This is a genomic window from Pseudoalteromonas sp. SCSIO 43210 (genome assembly GCF_054133285.1).
Window position 1 is genome coordinate 35,335 of the sequence record NZ_CP087225.1, and the last position, 18,181, is coordinate 53,515.

The following is an 18,181-nucleotide window of genomic DNA, read 5'->3' on the forward strand; positions in this document are numbered from 1 at the left end:
GAGTGACCAACAGAATAGTTATTTAGGTAATTATTCGGCACAGTCAATTCAATATCGAAAGATATTAAAAAATTCAGAATTCATTGAGCTGTCGAAAGACATAAAACTTTTTAATTGAAGAGTTTGATCATGGCTCAGATTGAACGCTGGCGGCAGGCCTAACACATGCAAGTCGAGCGGTAACAGAAAGTAGCTTGCTACTTTGCTGACGAGCGGCGGACGGGTGAGTAATGCTTGGGAACATGCCTTGAGGTGGGGGACAACAGTTGGAAACGACTGCTAATACCGCATAATGTCTACGGACCAAAGGGGGCTTCGGCTCTCGCCTTTAGATTGGCCCAAGTGGGATTAGCTAGTTGGTGAGGTAATGGCTCACCAAGGCGACGATCCCTAGCTGGTTTGAGAGGATGATCAGCCACACTGGGACTGAGACACGGCCCAGACTCCTACGGGAGGCAGCAGTGGGGAATATTGCACAATGGGCGCAAGCCTGATGCAGCCATGCCGCGTGTGTGAAGAAGGCCTTCGGGTTGTAAAGCACTTTCAGTCAGGAGGAAAGGTTAACGGTTAATACCCGTTAGCTGTGACGTTACTGACAGAAGAAGCACCGGCTAACTCCGTGCCAGCAGCCGCGGTAATACGGAGGGTGCGAGCGTTAATCGGAATTACTGGGCGTAAAGCGTACGCAGGCGGTTTGTTAAGCGAGATGTGAAAGCCCCGGGCTCAACCTGGGAACTGCATTTCGAACTGGCAAACTAGAGTGTGATAGAGGGTGGTAGAATTTCAGGTGTAGCGGTGAAATGCGTAGAGATCTGAAGGAATACCGATGGCGAAGGCAGCCACCTGGGTCAACACTGACGCTCATGTACGAAAGCGTGGGGAGCAAACGGGATTAGATACCCCGGTAGTCCACGCCGTAAACGATGTCTACTAGAAGCTCGGAGCCTCGGTTCTGTTTTTCAAAGCTAACGCATTAAGTAGACCGCCTGGGGAGTACGGCCGCAAGGTTAAAACTCAAATGAATTGACGGGGGCCCGCACAAGCGGTGGAGCATGTGGTTTAATTCGATGCAACGCGAAGAACCTTACCTACACTTGACATACAGAGAACTTACCAGAGATGGTTTGGTGCCTTCGGGAGCTCTGATACAGGTGCTGCATGGCTGTCGTCAGCTCGTGTTGTGAGATGTTGGGTTAAGTCCCGCAACGAGCGCAACCCCTATCCTTAGTTGCTAGCAGGTAATGCTGAGAACTCTAAGGAGACTGCCGGTGATAAACCGGAGGAAGGTGGGGACGACGTCAAGTCATCATGGCCCTTACGTGTAGGGCTACACACGTGCTACAATGGCGCATACAGAGTGCTGCGAACCTGCGAAGGTAAGCGAATCACTTAAAGTGCGTCGTAGTCCGGATTGGAGTCTGCAACTCGACTCCATGAAGTCGGAATCGCTAGTAATCGCGTATCAGAATGACGCGGTGAATACGTTCCCGGGCCTTGTACACACCGCCCGTCACACCATGGGAGTGGGTTGCTCCAGAAGTAGATAGTCTAACCCTCGGGAGGACGTTTACCACGGAGTGATTCATGACTGGGGTGAAGTCGTAACAAGGTAGCCCTAGGGGAACCTGGGGCTGGATCACCTCCTTATACGATTTAGAACTTATTTGTTCGTAGTGTCCACACAGATGATTGTTATTGTAAAGAGAACAAAACTTATTGTTTTGGGTCTGTAGCTCAGCTGGTTAGAGCGCACCCCTGATAAGGGTGAGGTCGGTAGTTCAAATCTACTCAGACCCACCACTTCTTGTCTAATCAAGAAGATGGTTAAAACAGTAAGTACCAGCATATGTGGGGCTATAGCTCAGCTGGGAGAGCGCCTGCCTTGCACGCAGGAGGTCAGCAGTTCGATCCTGCTTAGCTCCACCACTTTTACTTCTTAAAAATAAATATTCTTTATCGGGCCATTAAAAGCCTGAGAATAGAGTGTGTTTAATTTTGAGAGGTTTTCGTATCTCTTGCTCTTTAAAAATTTGGAAAAGCTGATAATAAAATTCTGATAGATACATTGTATTTATCAAGAGTTTTCAAAAGTAAAAAAACAATGGTAGCAGTACCATTCAGTGCCATTTGATTAACGTTTTACGTTGATTGATTGGTATCTACTTTAGTATTCAATATTGACTTCTGGCGAAGTTAAACTGTCACACAACAAAGACCCGTTTGGGTTGTATGGTTAAGTGACTAAGCGTACACGGTGGATGCCTTGGCAGTTGGAGGCGATGAAGGACGTATTAACTTGCGATAAGCCTAGTCAAGCTAGTAAAAAGCGCTTGAGACTAGGATTTCCGAATGGGGAAACCCACCTGCTTGCAGGTATCGTTAACTGAATACATAGGTTAACGAGGCGAACGCGGAGAACTGAAACATCTAAGTACCCGTAGGAAAAGAAATCAACCGAGATTCCGAAAGTAGCGGCGAGCGAAATCGGAACAGCCCTTAAGCTTATTATGTGTTAATGGAAGGCTGCTGGAAAGCGCCACGATACAGGGTGATAGTCCCGTACATGAAAAGACATTTTAAGTGAAATCGAGTAGGTCGGAGCACGTGAAACTTTGACTGAATATAGGTGGACCATCATCTAAGGCTAAATACTCCCAACTGACCGATAGTGAACCAGTACCGTGAGGGAAAGGCGAAAAGAACCCCTGTGAGGGGAGTGAAATAGAACCTGAAACCGTGTACGTACAAGCAGTAGGAGCCCACTTGTTGGGTGACTGCGTACCTTTTGTATAATGGGTCAGCGACTTATATTTTGTAGCGAGGTTAACCGAATAGGGTAGCCGTAGGGAAACCGAGTCTTAACTGGGCGACTAGTTGCAAGGTATAGACCCGAAACCCGGTGATCTAGCCATGGGCAGGTTGAAGGTTGAGTAACATCAACTGGAGGACCGAACCCACTAACGTTGAAAAGTTAGGGGATGACCTGTGGCTAGGAGTGAAAGGCTAATCAAACCGGGAGATAGCTGGTTCTCCCCGAAATCTATTTAGGTAGAGCCTCGGACGAATACTTACGGGGGTAGAGCACTGTTAAGGCTAGGGGGTCATCCCGACTTACCAACCCTTTGCAAACTCCGAATACCGTAAAGTAATATCCGGGAGACACACGGCGGGTGCTAACGTCCGTCGTGAAGAGGGAAACAACCCAGACCGCCAGCTAAGGTCCCAAAGTCATAGTTAAGTGGGAAACGATGTGGAAAGGCCCAGACAGCCAGGAGGTTGGCTTAGAAGCAGCCATCCTTTAAAGAAAGCGTAATAGCTCACTGGTCGAGTCGGTCTGCGCGGAAGATGTAACGGGGCTAAACTATGCACCGAAGCTGCGGATTCAGAATTTATTCTGAGTGGTAGGGGAGCGTTCTGTAAGCGGTTGAAGGTGTACCGGGAGGTATGCTGGACGTATCAGAAGTGCGAATGCTGACATGAGTAACGATAATGGGAGTGAAAAACTCCCACGCCGGAAGACCAAGGGTTCCTATCCCATGTTAATCAGGGTAGGGTAAGTCGACCCCTAAGGCGAGGCCGAAAGGCGTAGTCGATGGGAAACAGATTAATATTTCTGTACTCGATATAATTGCGATGGGGGGACGGAGCAGGCTAAGCAAGCATAGCGTTGGTAGTCTATGTGAAAGTGAGTAGGGCGTTTGTTTAGGTAAATCCGGACGAACACTAAACCTGAGACACGAGACGAGTCACTACGGTGATGAAGTTGCTGATGCCATACTTCCAGGAAAAGCCTCTAAGCTTCAGATTATATGGAATCGTACCCCAAACCGACACAGGTGGTCAGGTAGAGAATACTAAGGCGCTTGAGAGAACTCGGGTGAAGGAACTAGGCAAAATCGTACCGTAACTTCGGGAGAAGGTACGCTCCTATCTGTGATGAGACTTGCTCTCTAAGCGGACGGGAGCCGCAGTGACCAGGTGGCTGGGACTGTTTATTAAAAACACAGCACTGTGCAAAATCGCAAGATGACGTATACGGTGTGACACCTGCCCGGTGCCGGAAGGTTAATTGATGGGGTTATCCTTAGGGAGAAGCTCTTGATCGAAGCCCCGGTAAACGGCGGCCGTAACTATAACGGTCCTAAGGTAGCGAAATTCCTTGTCGGGTAAGTTCCGACCTGCACGAATGGTGTAACCATGGCCACGCTGTCTCCACCCGAGACTCAGTGAAATTGAAATCGCAGTGAAGATGCTGTGTACCCGCGGCTAGACGGAAAGACCCCGTGAACCTTTACTACAGCTTGGCACTGAACATTGAACCTACATGTGTAGGATAGGTGGGAGACTTTGAAGCAGCGACGCTAGTTGTTGTGGAGTCAACCTTGAAATACCACCCTTGTAGTTTTGATGTTCTAACGTTGGCCCCTGAATCGGGGTTACGGACAGTGCCTGGTGGGTAGTTTGACTGGGGCGGTCTCCTCCTAAAGAGTAACGGAGGAGCACGAAGGTTGGCTAAGTACGGTCGGACATCGTACGGTTAGTGTAATGGTAGAAGCCAGCTTAACTGCGAGACAGACACGTCGAGCAGGTACGAAAGTAGGTCATAGTGATCCGGTGGTTCTGAATGGAAGGGCCATCGCTCAACGGATAAAAGGTACTCCGGGGATAACAGGCTGATACCGCCCAAGAGTTCATATCGACGGCGGTGTTTGGCACCTCGATGTCGGCTCATCACATCCTGGGGCTGAAGTCGGTCCCAAGGGTATGGCTGTTCGCCATTTAAAGTGGTACGCGAGCTGGGTTTAGAACGTCGTGAGACAGTTCGGTCCCTATCTGCCGTGGGCGTTTGAGAATTGAGAGGGGTTGCTCCTAGTACGAGAGGACCGGAGTGAACGAACCGCTGGTGTTCGGGTTGTCATGCCAATGGCATTGCCCGGTAGCTACGTTCGGAACTGATAAGCGCTGAAAGCATCTAAGCGCGAAGCAGGCCTCGAGATGAGTTCTCACTAGACTTTTAAAGTCTCTGAAGGGCCGTTGAAGACTACAACGTTGATAGGCAAGATGTGGAAGTGGTGTGAGCCATTAAGCTAACTTGTACTAATTACCCGTGAGGCTTAACCATACAACGCCAAACGCGTTTTATGTGATAGTGAAACACGCGAAGAAGTTAATATAACTAAAGTAGATATTACTTAAAGAAAGACTTAAAAAATATTATCAGATATTTTCCAAATTCAGTTAGTGCGCAGAAATACGTATTAACGCCCAAATTTGCTTGGTGACAATAGCGTTTTGGACCCACCTGATTCCATGCCGAACTCAGTAGTGAAACGAAACAGCGCCGATGATAGTGTAGCATTTGCTATGTGAAAGTAGGACATTACCAGGCTTCAAATTGTAGAGAGCCCGACTAGAAATAGTCGGGCTTTTTTACGTCTGCAGAAAATTTAAATATAAGGGAGTAGCGAACATTACTCACTCGAGGTCCTGCAGTCACAACTTATGTATTGTGTGGGGCAAGTATGTAGAGCATTAAATGTGTTTTGCTCAAATGTTGCAGTTTTGGATGTATGTATTTTAAAAATGGATAAATCTAATCACTTAATAAATGGTATTGGTATGATTGATAAATAATCAAACCATTTTTTGAAGGGTATATGGGCTGATAAAATCATCAGCCCATATATTTAATAATCAGCCAAGTAGTTAGCTATTAGATAAGAATACAGTAAGTTTTTTACCTATTTTTAAATGGTCACTTGAAAGGTTATTCCATTGTTTTAGTTTATTAATACTGACTTTGTAATACTTAGCTATTTTCCATAAGCTTTCGCCTGATTTAACTTTATGCTCGATTTCTTGATCTGCAAGTATAGGGAGTATCAGCTTTTTCCCTGCGCGAATACGATTGCTTTTTAGATTGTTAAAGGCCTTTAACTGATTAACTGTTATTGCATGGCGTTTAGCTATGACACTGAGGCTGTCGCCAGATTGAATGGTGTAGTGTTGCCATTGACTGTAATCACTACTTTTTTGATTTGCGAGCATTGCTTTAAACTCTATTTTCTCATCGGCAAGAACAACGATATGAGGCGCATCAATAACTGCTGGAAAGCGGATCACACCGTAATTTAATGACTCGAGTTGTTGCCACTTCTCTTTGTTATCTATGATAACGGATCCCGAAACTGGTATTACCGCAATGGTATTTTTGTTTGCTATCGCAGGAAATACCATTTTTTGGCTTTTGAGTAGTTGGGCTGCAGCAAGTAACTTAGGGACATATTGACTTGTTTGTTTAGGTAGTTTCAAGCTGAAGAAATCGGTTGGCTTACCCTGCCTTTTATTGTTTTTAATTGATCTTAAAACGCGGCCTTCACCTAAATTATAAGCCGCAATAGCATGATACCAATCGCCATCGAAACGTTTGTATAAATACTCCATAAAATCCAATGCTGCACGGGTACTGTCGATCACGTCTTGTCTACCGTCATACCAAGGTGAAATTTTTACTTTAAAATACTTAGCAATAGAGGGCGTTAACTGCCATAGACCAGACGCATGTTTATGAGAATAGGCGCTTGCATCAAAATCGCTTTCAATAAGTGGCATTAATGCCAGCTCTATTGGTAAATCTCGTTTTTCTATTTCAGTCACTATATGATAAAGATAGGGTGTCGCGCGGCGGCTAATTTCATCCATATAATTAGGGTGAGATAAGTACCAAGCAATACGCTTGTTCACAGCGGGGTGACTTGAATTAGTAAAACTTAGCTGTGCGCGAATACGTTGCCAAACATCGTCCAGCTCTTTAGGATTTAAAGGCGCGATTTGTTCAATTGCTTTACTTTGTTGATTAATAACAGGCTTAGCTTTAATAATTGTTTTAGGGGCTGGTTGCTCTGGTGTTGTCTCACAGCCAGATAAAATAAAAATCAGTGGCAAAATGCCGATATATCGATTTAAAAACACGTAAAAACTACTCCGTAATATAAATGCAGCTAGCTAAAAGCCGGTTAGCTTAACATAGGGAATGTTAAATGTGAGATGGGCTAAATTTAAGCATGCTTTAAACTGCTCATTATAGCGACGAGTTAAGGTAACGTGATGATTATAAAGTTTTTAATTTAGCTGCTATTTCGTCTGACTGAGCGTGTAGGTGTTTGGCTGAGGTTAAGTTACCTAATTGTTGTTCTATTTCTGCCACCTTATTTAAGGATATAGTGAGATCTCTAAGCACAGTTACAGTATCCCCCAAATTAACCTGAAGTTGCCTGTCGAGTTGTAAGCTTTGCACATACGCGGCTTTGGCGGCGGGTAAATCTCCAAGTTGCTGCTCAATATTACCCACCTTATCAAACGAGACAGACAGGTCCCGTAATACTTGTGGTGAGTCACCTAGGCTTGTTTGCAGTTGTTGGCGAATCGCTAAGCTTTGCATACAGGCTGCTTTGGCGGCGGGTAAATCTCCAAGTTGCTGCTCAATGTTGCCAAGATTATCAAACGAGACAGACAGGTCCCGTAATACTTGTGGTGAGTCACCAAGGCTCGTTTGCAGTTGTTGGCGAATTGCTAAGCTTTGCGCATACGCGGCTTTGGCGGCGGGTACATCCCCGAGTTGCAGCTCAATGTTGCCCACCTTATCAAACGAGACAGAGAGGTCCCGTAATACTTGTGGTGAGTCACCAAGGCTCGTTTGCAGTTGTTGGCGAATTGCTAAGCTTTGCATAGAGGCAGTTTTGGCGGCGGGTACATCCCCGAGTTGCAGCTCAATGTTGCCCACCTTATCAAACGAGACAGAGAGGTCCCGTAATACTTGTGGTGAGTCACCAAGGCTTGTTTGCAGTTGTTGGCGAATTGCTAAGCTTTGCATATACGCTGCTTTGGCGGCGGGTACATCCCCGAGTTGCAGCTCAATGTCGCCCACATTATTAAACGAGACAGACAGGTCTCGTAATACTTGTGGTGAGTCACCAAGGCTTGTTTGCAGTTGTTGGCAAATTGCTAAGCTTTGCATATACGCGGCTTTGGCGGCGGGTACATCCCCGAGTTGCAGCTCAATGTTGCCCACCTTATCAAACGAGACAGAGAGGTCCCGTAATACTTGTGGTGAGTCACCAAGGCTCGTTTGCAGTTGTTGGCGAATTGCTAAGCTTTGCATAGAGGCGGTTTTGGCGGCGGGTACATCCCCGAGTTGCAGCTCAATGTTGCCCACCTTATCAAACGAGACAGAGAGGTCCCGTAATACTTGTGGTGAGTCACCAAGGCTTGTTTGCAGTTGTTGGCGAATCGCTAAGCTTTGCGCATACGCGGCTTTGGCGGCGGGTAAATCCCCGAGTTGTAGCTCAATATTACCCACCTTATTAAACGAGACAGACAGGTCCCGTAATACTTGTGGTGAGTCACCAAGGCTTGTTTGCAGTTGTTGGCAAATTGCTAAGCTTTGCGCATACGCGGCTTTGGCGGCGGGTAAATCCCCGAGTTGCTGCTCAATATTACCCACCTTATCAAACGAGACAGACAGATCCCGTAATACTTGTGGTGAGTCACCAAGGCTTGTTTGCAGTTGTTGGCGAATCGCTAAGCTTTGCATACAGGCTGCTTTGGCGGCGGGTAGATCCCCGAGTTGCAGCTCAATATTACCCACCTTATTAAACGAGACAGACAGGTCCCGTAATACTTGTGGTGAGTCACCAAGGCTTATTTGCAGTTGTTGGCAAATTGCTAAGCTTTGCGCATACGCGGCTTTGGCTTCAGGTAATTGGCCAATATTACTTAGTAAGTCACCTAATCTATCTAAGGCGATACTCAAATGCCTTTTTCCTTGGTTTGTAACCGTACTTTGCAATTGTTCTATCTTGGCCCTAGTTTGGTAGATAGCTTCATCAAGTTGTAAAGATGACAATAGTGGTTCATTTGAAGTTTCTGCTTCAGTTTGTGGCAGCTTGGTATTTAACTTAATATTAGAAGGTAGTTCAATTATTTGTTGGCGAACACTCCAGATATCAGGCGCCCAAGTGACAACACTAGCTGCACACGTATAAGGTAGCTCAATAAAAATGGGGCTTTTTACAATATCTTCCAACTGCGAACGGCGTTTATTTAAAGTGGCTAAGGTTTTGGCTCTTAGCGTATCCCAAATCCCTTCTTGATCTACCTGTGTTAGCGCTAACCAAACGGGAGAGTGGCCTGCGTTAGCGTCAAAAATTTCATCAATAACTTTATTTGGTAAATCTGTTTGAGTTATTGGTTTTATACGGCGTAACGGTTTACTGTGACTGCGCATAAAGTCATCTAGCCGCTGCTTAAGGGCAAAACTCGCTTGAGTATTTTCAACAAATACAAAAAAAAGAGAGAAGTCTTCGTGCCACTCAAGTGTGAGTTTTAATTCTGACCAGATGGCCTCAAAATCATGATTGTGCATCAAAGTAGTCGTTCATAATTGGAGGAACTTGGTACCAAATACTACCATTTTGATAATTTAAAACTAATGAATGATCAAATAAACGAATAATTGGTGGTAAGTCGCTGGCAAGGTCATTTATATATTGTGCTAGGTTACCGCTGTGCTCTCTGCAATGAATTAACCATTTTCTATCTTGTGCATTTAACCATTGAACATTTTTAGTTTCTTCTAAAATTGCCTGCTTAACAGGAGTGCTATTAACTCTATTTACAGGAAAATTGACTTTACCAAGTACTGCTTTTTTAGTGGTATGGCGTATTAAAGCAAACATCCGACGAACGTTACCACCGCATAGCCATGCAAACTCCTCTATCACGGGCTTTGAAATATAGTTTTCCCACTCAGGAAAGCGTTTTTCTACGACACACACCATTTTTGCTATACCTTCTGGGTTTTTCTCAATTGGCTTTTCTTTTTTAGGTGTTTGCATAACTTTAAAATTAGGCAACGAAAAGCTCCCAGAATAAAATTGATCAATGCTAGGAAGTACAGCATGGATATACGGGGGAACAGTATAAATGACGGTAATATTTTCAAAAGATAATCGGGCAGGAGAGTTAAAAAATAAGTCTTTAAGGGATTCAAATAATACGTTTTCTTGACCGTTAGGTGCAGACAGTCTTTCTAATGAATCAACAACAAGAACAACTTTATCTTGATTGGTATATTGTTTAACTGATGCAGCGACATCGTTTGCAAACTTTATGGCCTCTTGAAAAAACTTATTTGAGCTATTAGCAAATTTTATTAATTCTTGTTTAAAAGTTACATTTTCCTCTAGAGAGAACTCAACCTCAGCCCCTGCTGCTTTTAGTTTAGGTTTTAGCTCTACTTTTGAGTCCATTGCTTTTTTTGTGCGCTCCCAAATTGTTTCAGTAAGGAAGTCATCACCATATGCTTTTTTAACGGCGTGAGATAAGCCTGCTAATGCAGTGAAAATTAATTCAGTTTGAGTAATTGCAGGCTCATTTAAATCTAAAAAAGAGTCTGCACTACAGTAAAAAGCCGGTATGTTTTTTACTTTGAGATCAGCTAATAAACGCTGGAGTTCAGTGGTTTTACCTGCACCTCTAAGTCCAGAGAATAAGTAACAGCCAGGTGTATCTTCCCATTCGATAGCCTGTTTCATATCTTCAACACTGTCGTGAGCATCATCAGGAGCACGATTAACATAGTAATTTAATATATCATCGCGTTTAGCTGTATCTAAAAATGAATTATGAAAATCTCTAGGAGTACTCATCAAATGTCTCATTCGTTTGTGTTCGATCTTAATTAAGGTAAAGATAACACGCAAGATAAATTAGTGTCACTAGATTACTACTGTATATTGATGTGTGTTACCCAAACACACACCTAAAACATGCCCCTTGTGGTTTTTGTACATAAACCAAATCACCGCCGTGGTTGAGCATAATTTGCCGCGACAAGCTCAAACCAATACCCGAGCCTTGTTGTTTGGTAGTAAAAAAGGGCACGAATACCATATCGATAACATGTTCAGCAATACCAGGTCCGTTATCGCTGACTTCAATGTAAAGCTGTTGTACGTGATTTTGCGCGAGGGTGAGTTGAATCGTTGGTGCTTTATTAGGATTTTTCGCGTTATGTTGGTGGCTTGTGGCGAGTACTTCAAGTGCATTTTTTACTAAGTTAACCAGTACTTGTTCTATTTGGCTGTTGTCGAGCATCACTAATTGTTGGGTATTAATATTAAGCTCAAAAGTAGTGCCTTGGCTAAATGCTTGCTGCTGATGTAATGCAACTATTTGTGTGAGCACACTAGCTAAATTATAAGGCGCTAATTTAGGTGTAGGTAAGCTACTAACTTGACGAAAGCGTGCTATAAAATCGCCTAAATGCTCAGTGCGAGACGCAAGTGTAGTGAGTGCGAGCTGTAAATCTTGCTTATCTTCAAGCTCATTAAAGCACAGTGTTTGCGGTAATAAAGTGGTGCACGTGTTAGCGAGTGATGAAAGTGGCGTTATAGAATTCGCTATTTCGTGAGTTAGCACTTTAGTTAAGCGCTTATAGGCCTGCTGCTCTTTTAACTGCAATTGGTCGTGAATAGACTGTATGCTGACAACGCGGCGAACTTTACCTTGAATTTCGGCGATACTGAGTGCAATTGACAATGTATCTTGCTGTTCACCTGTTTGCCAATGCAGGGTATTACGTACGTTTCGCTCGGCTTTTAAAAGAAGATCACCCACAGCGCCCAATTCACTCAAGTGCTTAATGTTTTTACCTAAAAGCTTACTTACAGCGGGGTTTGATTCAATCACTTGGCCACTGTTATCAGACACCAATACAGCCAAATCGACATGAATTAGTAATGCTTGTAAAAACTGAGCTTGTTGCTCGGCATTAAAGCGTGCGGTTTGCATTTGTGCTTTTACTTGATCGAACTGCTGGCGCATTGGGTGATACTGGCTAAGGCCTAACGTACTATCGCCATTAGCGAGTGCGCGAATAACTATTTCAGCTTGTTTTTGTTGGCGAGTAAATAGTGTGAAAATATGGGCACTCAACGCAATACTAACCAAGACGATTAACAATAATGTTGCCGAGAAACCTTTATTAATAAGTAAGTAGCACAGTAATGCACTGCAGCTGCTTAATGCGACTAGGTTAAATCCGAGGGAAAAGTAAGGTCGCATGTTTATAATCCATACTTTTCAATGCGACGATACATAGCACCGCGAGTTAAACCAAGCGCTTTGGCAGCGTGGCTTACATTACCTTGATGATGAGTAAGGGCAGCTCGAACTGTGCGTTGTTCAAGAATTTCTAAATCAAAAGTGTCGTATGAATTATTGCTATTAACGGCTGTATTATTCGCATTATTATTGTTGTTAGCGGTAGCGCCAATTACTGAACTCACATCAAGATTTTCGCCTTCACTTAATATTACCGCGCGCTCTATGGCGTGGGCTAGCTCACGCACATTACCCGGCCATGTGTATTGGCAAAGTGAAACCATATCATGATCGCTAATAGCTAAATTACGCTTATATTTTTTTGAAAAGTGTTTGAGATAGTAATCAACTAATAATGGAATATCATCACTGCGTTCACGTAATGCAGGCAGGCGAATTTCAACAGTGTTTATTCTGTATAATAAATCTTGACGAAAACGCCCTTTACTCACCGCGTTATCTAGGTTGTCGTTTGTGGCGCAAATGAGGCGAATATCAATATCAATTGTTTTACTGCCGCCGATCGGAGTTACTTGGCGGTTTTGCAATGCGGCGAGTAACTTAGCTTGATGTTCAAGAGGTAGGTTACCTAGCTCATCTAAAAATAAACTGCCGCCTTGGGCAAGTTCAAATTTACCAATTCGATCAGCTTTAGCGTCAGTAAACGCGCCTTTTTTATGGCCGAATAACTCACTTTCAAACAGGTTTTGCGCTATTGCGCCCATATCTACACTCATAAAGGTTTGTTCGCTGCGCATACTTGCTTGATGAATTGCGTGAGCGGTGAGCTCTTTACCTGTGCCACTTTCGCCAGTGACCAATATATTAGCGTCGGTTTGCGCGGCTTTTTCGATAGTATTAAATACTTGCTGCATTGCTGCGCTTTGCCCTAAAAACTCAAATGATGGCGTGTTTAATGCCTGATTAAGTCCCTGCTTTTGGCGAGTAAGTTTACCAACTTGTTGCTTGTCTTTTGCGTGCGAGAATGCAGCAGCAACCGCGCCAAGTAATTGCTCATTTTGCCAAGGTTTAGCAATGAAATCAGACGCACCTGCTTTAATGGCATCCACCGCAATCTGAATATCACTGTAAGCGGTCATCAGTAGCACCACAATATTAGCGTCTTGCTCAATGATTTTTTTGAGCCAATAAAACCCTTCTTTGCCGCTAATCGAATCTTGGCTAAAGTTCATATCAAGCAATATAACGTCGACGGGTTGCTCAACTTTGCGTTGCTCGTTAATGATACCTTCAATATCAAAGGGGTTGTCGGTGGTTTTAACACTTTGATAATGCTGTTTTAGTAATAACCGTGCAGCAATGAGAATATCGGGATTGTCGTCAACAATTAAAATTGAGCCTGTGTGTTTCATGGTTTTTATTTTTATAGAGTTTTATTTAGCCTAAAACAAAAAAGGAACAGTGTCCATAAATGGACGCTTATTAAAATAAAAAGTGTTCTATAAACGGACATTTAAAGTATCTATCTGTATAAGTAATTATTCAAGTTGTTGTAATTAAAGAATAATTAAAGTTGGCATACGCTTTGTAATAGCAATAGGTAACTAGTTAAATTAAACCTGTATCAAGGCGGCAACATGGATAAGAAAATAGAACGCTCATTTACTCAAAAGTATTTTAAAAAATTCATCTTTGCAACGATGGCCTTTGGTGTTGCGGCGGCTGCGTATGGCTTTACGCAAACTAGCGATACAGGTCGTAGCCAACATGTTGAGCGCAGTAGCCTCACCGTTAGCACAGTTAAACAAGGTGGATTTAAAGATGCGTTGAGCTTACGTGGTCAAGTGGTGCCAAAAACCAGTATTTATCTTGATACTATCGCCGGTGGCCAAGTTGAGGAGCGTTTGGTAGAGCAAGGCGAATTTGTAGAAGCAGGCCAGCCCTTGGTGCGCTTGAGTAATACTAACTTGCAACTTGATGTTATGGGCCGTGAGGCTCAAGTAACAGAGCAGCTAAATTTTTTACGTAATACGCAAATGAATATGGAAACTAGCCGCTTAAATTTACGCCGCGACTTATTAGAAATAGAGTTAAAGATTACGCATTTAACGCGCCGTTTAAAACAAACTAAACCATTAGTTAAAAGTGGGGTGTTGGCGCAAGATAAATTAGCAGAGCTTGAGGAAGATTTAAGTTATTACCATGCTCGCAAGGAGCTAACGCTTGAGCGTCAAAAGCAAGAAAAATCAATACGTGAAGTGCAAGTCGCACAGCTTTCAGATAGCGCTAAAATGCTCGAGAAAAACCTTCAATTTGCTCGTCGAAACCTCGATAACTTATTAGTAAAAGCACCGGTATCCGGTTATTTAAGCGAGCTTGATGTAGAAATTGGTGAATCAAAAAGCAGCGGCGCACGCCTTGGACAAATAGATATTCCTAACGAGTATAAATTAGTGGTGCGTCTTGATGAGTTTTATTTAAATCAAGTTCAGCGCGATATGGCCGTGATGATTGAACTTGATAATGACGCGATTACTGCCAAAGTGAGCAAAATTGATAGCCGCGTACAGCAGTCTCAATTTCAAATTGAAGTGGACTTACCAAGTAACACCAAAAGTATAAAGCGCGGCCAAAGTATTGATATTGAGTTAATGCTAGGAGATGAAAAAAACAATGCCTTACTACTTAAGCGTGGTGCCTTTTTTACCAGCTCTAGCGGTAATTGGGTGTATGTTATTGAGCAAGGTGACAACAAAGCACTGCGCCGTGATATTCGTTTAGGTAAAAAAAATCAACATTATTTTGAAGTGCTCGAAGGGCTAAAAGCAGGGGATCAAGTAATTACCTCTAGCTACAGCAACTTCGATAAAGCACAGCAATTACAATTTTAAGGATAATAACAATGATCAAACTAACTAATTTAAGCCGTGTATTTCGTACTCAAGATGTTGAAACAGCTGCACTAAGCAATATTACTCTAACCGTAAAAGAAGGTGATTTTTTAGCAATTATGGGCCCATCTGGCTGTGGTAAATCAACCTTATTATCTATTTTAGGCATGTTAGATTCGCCAACAAGTGGAAGCTTTGAGTTTGCAGGTACTGACATTGCAGGTTATAGCGAAAAACAATTAGCAGAGTTACGTAAAGCCTCGATTGGTTTTGTATTTCAGAGCTTTAACTTAATTGATGAATTGACAGTTTATCAAAATGTAGAGCTGCCTTTGCAATATCAAAAAATTTCAAAAAGTGAGCGTAAAGAGCGTGTTGAAACCATTTTAAAGCGAGTGGGTATTGATCATCGAGGCGATCATTTACCGCAACAGTTATCGGGTGGTCAGCAGCAGCGAGTGGCAGTAGCGCGAGCTTTGGTGATTAACCCTAAGCTAATTTTAGCTGATGAGCCAACGGGTAATTTAGACTCAAAAAATGGTGATGAAGTAATGGCAATGCTCCGCGAATTAAATAAAGAAGGCACCACGGTAATTATGGTTACGCACTCTGATAAAGAGGGTAATTACGCAGATCGTTTAGTACGCCTACTTGATGGCCAAGTGATGCTTGATAAAGCAAATAACGTACAACAAACGGTGGAGGTTGCATAGTATGTTTGTAAGTTACTTTATTACAGCGCTGCGTTCGTTCAAACAGCAAAAACAACATTTTATTTTAAATGTATTAGGTTTAAGTATTGGCTTAGCTTCAGCTATTTTAGTGGCGTTGTTCGCACAAAATGAGCTGTCTTACGATAGTCAGCAGCCACATGCTGAACGTGTTTACCGCGTAGGCCAAGACTTCTCGAAGTTGGGCTTATTTGTGATCCCAATCTTCAATTATTCACAAGGAGCGAAGGCAGTCGAGTATAGCCAAGTGGAAGAAGTCTTTGGTTTGACTATGGTGTCGATGACTAGAGAGGCGATGGTTGACGTACAGTATCGCGATCAGGGTTTTAAGCTCAGCGATTTATATGGAGCAACTCCAAATATTGAGAATTTTATCAATATGAACACATTGGCTGGCGATTTAAAAAATGCTATGAGTACACCTGGTAGCCTAGCATTGAGTGAGTCTGAAGCACTGCGTATTTTTGGTTCTGTGAATGTTATTGGTAATACGCTACAGCACGAACAAGGGCAATATACTGTACGGGCGGTGTTTGCGGATTTACCAAGCAATACTCACTTTGCATTTAAAAACCTAGTGTATGTAAAACATGACCCGAGCAACCTTATGATGAATAGTAGCTACGTTTATATGCGTTTAGCGCCACAGGCCGATCCAATCGCACTTGCGGATACACTTTCTAAACAATACTTTAATGGGCAAATGGCGGGGCAAATTGCCATTGAATTTCACCCACTATTAGACTTACATTTAATAGCCAAATCACCATTTGAAATGAAAGCGGGTGGCGCAAAGCAAGTCGTGATGATTTGTGCGGGTTTGAGTGTGTTGCTTATTTTAATTGCGGGCTTTAACTTTATCAATATGACGGTGGCGCAGTCCACAAGGCGTGCTAAAGAAGTTGGGGTGCGTAAAGCACTTGGCGCAAGTAAAGGGCAGTTAGTAACGCAATTTTTAGCTGAGTCTATGTTGGTTGCGTTATTGTCGATGATTACTGCATGTGTATTAGTAGAGCTGTTATTACCGAGCTTTAATCAGTTAGTCGATCGTGAGCTAGTCGTAATTTATTTTTCAGCCTTTGGTTTGGGTATTATGAGCGTGGTGATTGCTGTAGGCATACTTGCCGGTTTGTACCCTGCATTGTTTATCTCATCATTTAGCGCTAAACGAGTATTAAGTGGCGATTTACAACGAGGCAGTACAGCTACTTGGGTGCGTAAAAGTTTATTAACCCTACAAGCTTCATTGGCAATAGGCCTGATCATTGCCTCGATTACGTTATTAAACCAATTATCTCACTTACAAAGTCTTCCTTTGGGCTATCAAACACAGCAACGCTTAGTGGTTTCAGAGTTGCCAGTGCAATCGGTATTTACGCAGCAGCCTAGCGCACTCATTAATCGCTTGACGGCTATTGATGGCGTAGAGCAAGCAACGATTATTGATACCCGTTTAACCGTTTCAATTAATAATACATTACAGCCAACTTGGCCCAATGGAGAATCATCAGGTGGAATAACCCCTGTGATAGGTTCTGGTTTTGATGTCGTAAAAGGGCTAGGCCTTACGCTCATTGCTGGTAGAGACTTTAGCCGTGAGTTTTCCTCAGACTGGGCGACGCGAGCAAACGGGGTTACAACGGTGGGTACAATTATTACAGAAACCGTTGCCAAGCAGGCTGGTTATAGCAATGTGGCTGATATTGTTGGACAAACAATTAAAGACACAGGGCGTAATGTGGATATGCGGGTTGTCGGTGTTGTAAAAGATGTAAAAATTGGTAATGCACAAGATGCAAATTCTAACATTATGTTTTTATGTGGCTTTAACTATTTAGCACCGGTATCTGAAGTGATTTTAACAGTTAATCTGCAAAAGCTCCCAGCTATAAAGCAAGAAGTGATCGCAGCCTTGGCTGAGGTGTCTAATATTTATGAGCCAAAAATAAACCTACTAGCTGAAAACTATAAAGCGGTTTTAAAAGCTGATGAGCGTGTTTCTTTTGTAGTACTTATTTTTACGGGCCTTGCGGTATTCTTAACCTGCTTAGGTACATTTGGTTTAGCTTCGTTTGCCACAATTCGTCGCCAAAAAGAAGTGGCGGTACGCAAAGTACTTGGCGCATCACGTATTAGTATTATGAACCTACTGGCAAAAGAGTTTTTAATTTTAGTATTGGTGAGTGTAGCCATTGCATACCCAATAACCTATTGGCTGGTGGGTGATTGGCTCGCTAATTTTAATGAGCGTGTTGATCAAGCGCTGTGGGTTTATTTAATTGCAGCTCTTAGTGTTGCAGTAATTACTTGGCTCACGGTTGCAAGCCTTGCATTTAAGGCTGCAAGCACACGGCCATCGCTTACTTTACGTTATGAGTAAATAAAGCTCAGTGAATTAAAAAAGGGTTAGTGAACACACTAACCCTTTTTTGT

8 protein-coding genes, 2 tRNA genes and 3 rRNA genes are annotated in these 18,181 nt (G+C 43.1%); 8 read left to right on the forward strand and 5 right to left on the reverse strand.

The genetic code is table 11. The features are described from left to right. The first annotated feature begins 111 nt into the window (after positions 1 to 111). The 5 genes from LOS73_RS00170 (at position 112) to rrf (ending at position 5,389) form a co-directional block, all read left to right on the forward strand. Positions 112 to 1,647: ribosomal RNA gene (locus LOS73_RS00170) — 16S ribosomal RNA — on the forward strand. A 76-nt stretch (positions 1,648 to 1,723) separates the two neighbouring features. Then, positions 1,724 to 1,800 (forward strand) — tRNA-Ile (locus LOS73_RS00175). 50 nt (positions 1,801 to 1,850) lie between these two features. Continuing rightward, positions 1,851 to 1,926 (forward strand) — tRNA-Ala (locus tag LOS73_RS00180). 305 nt (positions 1,927 to 2,231) lie between these two features. Further along, positions 2,232 to 5,122: ribosomal RNA gene (locus tag LOS73_RS00185) — 23S ribosomal RNA — on the forward strand. Positions 5,123 to 5,274: 152 nt separating this feature from the next. Continuing rightward, a 5S ribosomal RNA gene (gene rrf, locus LOS73_RS00190) occupies positions 5,275 to 5,389 on the forward strand. Together the 16S, 23S and 5S rRNA genes with 2 tRNA genes alongside form the textbook arrangement of a ribosomal RNA operon. Positions 5,390 to 5,706: 317 nt before the next feature. Here rrf and LOS73_RS00195 read toward each other — a convergent pair. From LOS73_RS00195 to LOS73_RS00215, 5 genes are all read right to left on the reverse strand, one after another. Then, positions 5,707 to 6,972, reverse strand: a complete 1,266-nt coding sequence (locus LOS73_RS00195; protein ID WP_033030505.1) for a LysM peptidoglycan-binding domain-containing protein — start codon at positions 6,970 to 6,972, stop codon at positions 5,707 to 5,709. A 139-nt stretch (positions 6,973 to 7,111) separates the two neighbouring features. Next, positions 7,112 to 9,424: a tetratricopeptide repeat protein gene (locus LOS73_RS00200; protein WP_457934287.1), complete on the reverse strand. Its 2,313-nt coding sequence runs from the start codon at positions 9,422 to 9,424 to the stop codon at positions 7,112 to 7,114. Continuing rightward, a complete protein-coding gene (locus LOS73_RS00205; protein WP_033030507.1) occupies positions 9,411 to 10,709 on the reverse strand; it encodes an NTPase in 1,299 nt (432 codons plus the stop codon). The genes LOS73_RS00200 and LOS73_RS00205 overlap by 14 nt, the downstream gene beginning before the upstream one ends. 97 nt (positions 10,710 to 10,806) lie before the next feature. Beyond that, positions 10,807 to 12,126, reverse strand: coding sequence for a sensor histidine kinase (locus tag LOS73_RS00210; protein WP_033030510.1), 1,320 nt, complete (start codon positions 12,124 to 12,126; stop codon positions 10,807 to 10,809). Positions 12,127 to 12,128: 2 nt separating this feature from the next. Further along, positions 12,129 to 13,538, reverse strand: a complete 1,410-nt coding sequence (locus LOS73_RS00215) for a sigma-54-dependent transcriptional regulator (RefSeq protein WP_033030512.1) — start codon at positions 13,536 to 13,538, stop codon at positions 12,129 to 12,131. A gap of 225 nt (positions 13,539 to 13,763) precedes the next feature. Between LOS73_RS00215 and LOS73_RS00220 the strand changes: the two genes are divergently transcribed. The 3 genes from LOS73_RS00220 to LOS73_RS00230 are packed head-to-tail and all read left to right on the forward strand — an operon-like array spanning position 13,764 to position 18,128. Beyond that, the gene (locus LOS73_RS00220; RefSeq protein ID WP_457934288.1) at positions 13,764 to 15,017 is read left to right on the forward strand and encodes an efflux RND transporter periplasmic adaptor subunit; all 1,254 of its coding nucleotides are present in this window, start codon (positions 13,764 to 13,766) and stop codon (positions 15,015 to 15,017) included. An 11-nt stretch (positions 15,018 to 15,028) separates the two neighbouring features. Continuing rightward, on the forward strand, positions 15,029 to 15,730 hold the full coding sequence (locus LOS73_RS00225; protein ID WP_007377361.1) for an ABC transporter ATP-binding protein: 702 nt from the start codon (positions 15,029 to 15,031) through the stop codon (positions 15,728 to 15,730). A gap of 1 nt (position 15,731) precedes the next feature. Continuing rightward, a complete protein-coding gene (locus LOS73_RS00230) occupies positions 15,732 to 18,128 on the forward strand; it encodes an ABC transporter permease (protein ID WP_033030516.1) in 2,397 nt (798 codons plus the stop codon). Positions 18,129 to 18,181 lie beyond the last annotated feature (53 nt).

Excerpts from the sequence above, each read along its gene's own strand:
- LOS73_RS00200 (WP_457934287.1), bottom strand. The coding sequence starts at position 9,424 with ATGCACAATCATGATTTTGAGGCCATCTGGTCAGAATTAAAACTCACA.
- LOS73_RS00205 (WP_033030507.1), bottom strand. The coding sequence starts at position 10,709 with ATGAGTACTCCTAGAGATTTTCATAATTCATTTTTAGATACAGCTAAA.
- LOS73_RS00210 (WP_033030510.1), bottom strand. The coding sequence starts at position 12,126 with ATGCGACCTTACTTTTCCCTCGGATTTAACCTAGTCGCATTAAGCAGC.
- LOS73_RS00215 (WP_033030512.1), bottom strand. The coding sequence starts at position 13,538 with ATGAAACACACAGGCTCAATTTTAATTGTTGACGACAATCCCGATATT.
- LOS73_RS00220 (WP_457934288.1), top strand. The coding sequence starts at position 13,764 with ATGGATAAGAAAATAGAACGCTCATTTACTCAAAAGTATTTTAAAAAA.
- LOS73_RS00225 (WP_007377361.1), top strand. The coding sequence starts at position 15,029 with ATGATCAAACTAACTAATTTAAGCCGTGTATTTCGTACTCAAGATGTT.
- LOS73_RS00230 (WP_033030516.1), top strand. The coding sequence starts at position 15,732 with ATGTTTGTAAGTTACTTTATTACAGCGCTGCGTTCGTTCAAACAGCAA.